The organism is Streptomyces pathocidini (assembly GCF_001418495.1).
Taxonomy (GTDB): domain Bacteria; phylum Actinomycetota; class Actinomycetes; order Streptomycetales; family Streptomycetaceae; genus Streptomyces; species Streptomyces pathocidini.
This window is the reverse complement of sequence record NZ_LIQY01000666.1, coordinates 1-2,845: the sequence shown is the minus strand read 5'-3', so window position 1 is coordinate 2,845 and position 2,845 is coordinate 1. Positions and strand designations below refer to the sequence as shown.

Here is a 2,845-nt window from a genome sequence, read left to right as displayed (position 1 = left end):
CCGCCGAACTCCCGCCCCCAGGCCGAACTTCCGGCCCGGACGCGGGAAAGCGGGCCCGGCTCGTCCTGCCGGGCCCGCTCGCGCACCGTGCGCTCCGCAGGAGGGAAGCTCGGGGCTCAGCCCAGGAGAGGGAGCGGGCCGAGCATTCCGGCGTTCCCCTTTTGGTTGCCCTTGGCCATGTCCTGACCGAGACCGCCGGCCTGCCCCTGCGGGCCGTACGACGGGCGGTTGGCCTGCCCCTGCTGCTGGGCGTGGCCCTGCCCCTTGGCCTGGCCCATGCCCTGCATCTTGCCCATGTCCTGCATCTTGCCGAGGCCCTGCATCTTGCCGAGACCCTGGGCCCGCTCGCCGAACATCGTGGTGATGGGCCCGAAGGTCGTCGTCGGGTCCATGGCACTTCCGAGAGACTTCATCAGGCCGTCCATCGGCCCGCCGTCAGGGGTCCCGAGACCCCCGAGCACCTGCTTGTCCAGCTTGGGCAGTTCGTTGCCCTTCCCGATCTGGTACTTGGGGCTCGAGTCAGGACCGTCGGCGGCGAATGCGGAGGAACCGGTTCCGAGGGCCAGGACGGATCCGACGACGACAGCGGCGGCCTTCGTGTACTTCACTTCAGCATCCCTTTCCGGAGCGGTGTACTGCGCGGTACGACCGTCGCACCGTCCGGGCCCCGCCTTTTCGCGGCTGCCCGGAACACCGCTTACTGCCGTGGGTAACGGCACGTTTCAGCCGCGAGAAACCGGAACGCCCCGCATTCACCCGGATGGCACACGCCTGACACCCGAAGGCGTCCGGCCCCGAGGGGACCGGACGCCTTGTTTCCGGACAGCGGCGGGCGCCTGCTTCAGCAGTGGCCGGACGCCTACTTCTTCGCCTTCGACTCGCCCTCGGAGTCGGAGGACAGCACCGCGATGAAGGCCTCCTGCGGCACCTCCACGTTGCCGACCATCTTCATCCGCTTCTTGCCCTCCTTCTGCTTCTCCAGCAGCTTCCGCTTACGGGAGATGTCACCGCCGTAGCACTTGGCGAGGACGTCCTTGCGGATCGCGCGGACCGTCTCGCGGGCGATGACCCGGGAGCCGATCGCGGCCTGGATCGGCACCTCGAAGTTCTGCCGCGGGATCAGCTCGCGCAACTTGGCCACCAGCCGCACCCCGTACGCGTACGCCTTGTCCTTGTGTGTGATCGCGGAGAAGGCGTCGACCTTGTCGCCGTGCAGCAGGATGTCGACCTTGACGAGGTCGGCGGTCTGCTCGCCGGTCGACTCGTAGTCCAGCGAGGCGTAGCCGCGGGTCTTGGACTTGAGCTGGTCGAAGAAGTCGAAGACCACCTCGGCGAGCGGCAGGGTGTAGCGCAGCTCGACGCGGTCCTCGGAGAGGTAGTCCATGCCGAGCAGCGAGCCGCGCCGGTTCTGGCACAGCTCCATGATCGCGCCGATGAACTCGCTGGGCGCAAGGATCGTGGCCCGTACGACCGGCTCGTGCACCTGCGCGATCTTGCCGATCGGGAACTCACTGGGGTTGGTGACGACATGCTCGGAGCCGTCCTCCATGTCCACGCGGTAGATCACGTTCGGCGCGGTGGCGATCAGGTCGAGCCCGAACTCGCGCTCCAGGCGCTCCCGGACGACCTCCAGGTGCAGCAGCCCGAGGAAGCCGACGCGGAAGCCGAAGCCCAGCGCCGCCGAGGTCTCCGGCTCGTAGACAAGCGCGGCGTCGTTGAGCTGGAGCTTGTCGAGGGCCTCGCGCAGCTCCGGGTAGTCCGAGCCGTCCAGCGGGTAGAGGCCGGAGAACACCATCGGCTTGGGGTCCTTGTAGCCGCCCAGCGGCTCCTCGGCGCCCTTGGAGAGCTGGGTGATGGTGTCGCCGACCTTGGACTGGCGGACGTCCTTCACACCCGTGATCAGATAGCCGACCTCGCCGACGGACAGGCCGTCGGCGGACTTCATCTCGGGCGAGTTGGTGCCGATCTCCAGCAGCTCGTGGGCCGCGCCGGTCGACATCATCTTGATCCGCTCGCGCTTGCCGAGCTTCCCGTCGACCACCTTCACGTAGGTCACGACACCGCGGTACGGGTCGTAGACCGAATCGAAGATCATCGCGCGGGCCGGGGAGTCCTTGACGCCCACCGGGGCCGGGACGAGCTTGACGACCTCGTCCAGCAGCTCGGCCACGCCCTCGCCGGTCTTCGCCGAGACCTTGAGCACGTCCGAAACGTCGCAGCCGATGATGTGCGCCAGCTCGGCGGCGTACTTCTCGGGCTGGGCGGCCGGCAGGTCGATCTTGTTGAGGACCGGGATGATCGTGAGGTCGTTCTCCAGCGCCAGGTAGAGGTTGGCGAGGGTCTGCGCCTCGATGCCCTGGGCGGCGTCGACCAGGAGGATGCAGCCCTCGCAGGCCGCGAGCGAGCGGGACACCTCGTACGTGAAGTCCACGTGGCCCGGGGTGTCGATCATGTTGAGGATGTGGGTGGTGCCCTCGTCCTCGCCCTGGGTGGGCGCCCACGGCAGCCGGACCGCCTGGGACTTGATCGTGATGCCGCGCTCGCGCTCGATGTCCATGCGGTCGAGGTACTGGGCGCGCATCTGCCGCTGGTCGACCACGCCGGTCAGCTGGAGCATCCGGTCGGCGAGCGTCGACTTGCCGTGGTCGATGTGCGCGATGATGCAGAAGTTGCGGATCAGCGCCGGGTCGGTACGGCTCGGCTCCGGCACGTTGGTTGGGGTCGCGGGCACGCAGGGTCCTGATTCTTGCGACGGTTCGTCGCCTGTGGTCGGATCTCGGATCTATACGCAGCCTCCATAGTCCCATGGGCGGGCGCGGAGGTCTTACGGGTATTGGGGTGGGGC

The 2,845-nt window shown here is 68.0% G+C and carries 2 protein-coding genes; both read right to left on the bottom strand.

Translation table 11 applies throughout. The features are described from left to right. Window positions 1–116 precede the first annotated feature (116 nt). Window positions 117–608: a hypothetical protein gene (locus AOK16_RS24265; RefSeq protein ID WP_055474249.1), complete on the bottom strand. Its 492-nt coding sequence runs from the start codon at window positions 606–608 to the stop codon at window positions 117–119. 251 nt (window positions 609–859) lie between these two features. After that, window positions 860–2,731: a translation elongation factor 4 gene (gene lepA / locus AOK16_RS24260; protein WP_055474248.1), complete on the bottom strand. Its 1,872-nt coding sequence runs from the start codon at window positions 2,729–2,731 to the stop codon at window positions 860–862. Window positions 2,732–2,845 lie beyond the last annotated feature (114 nt).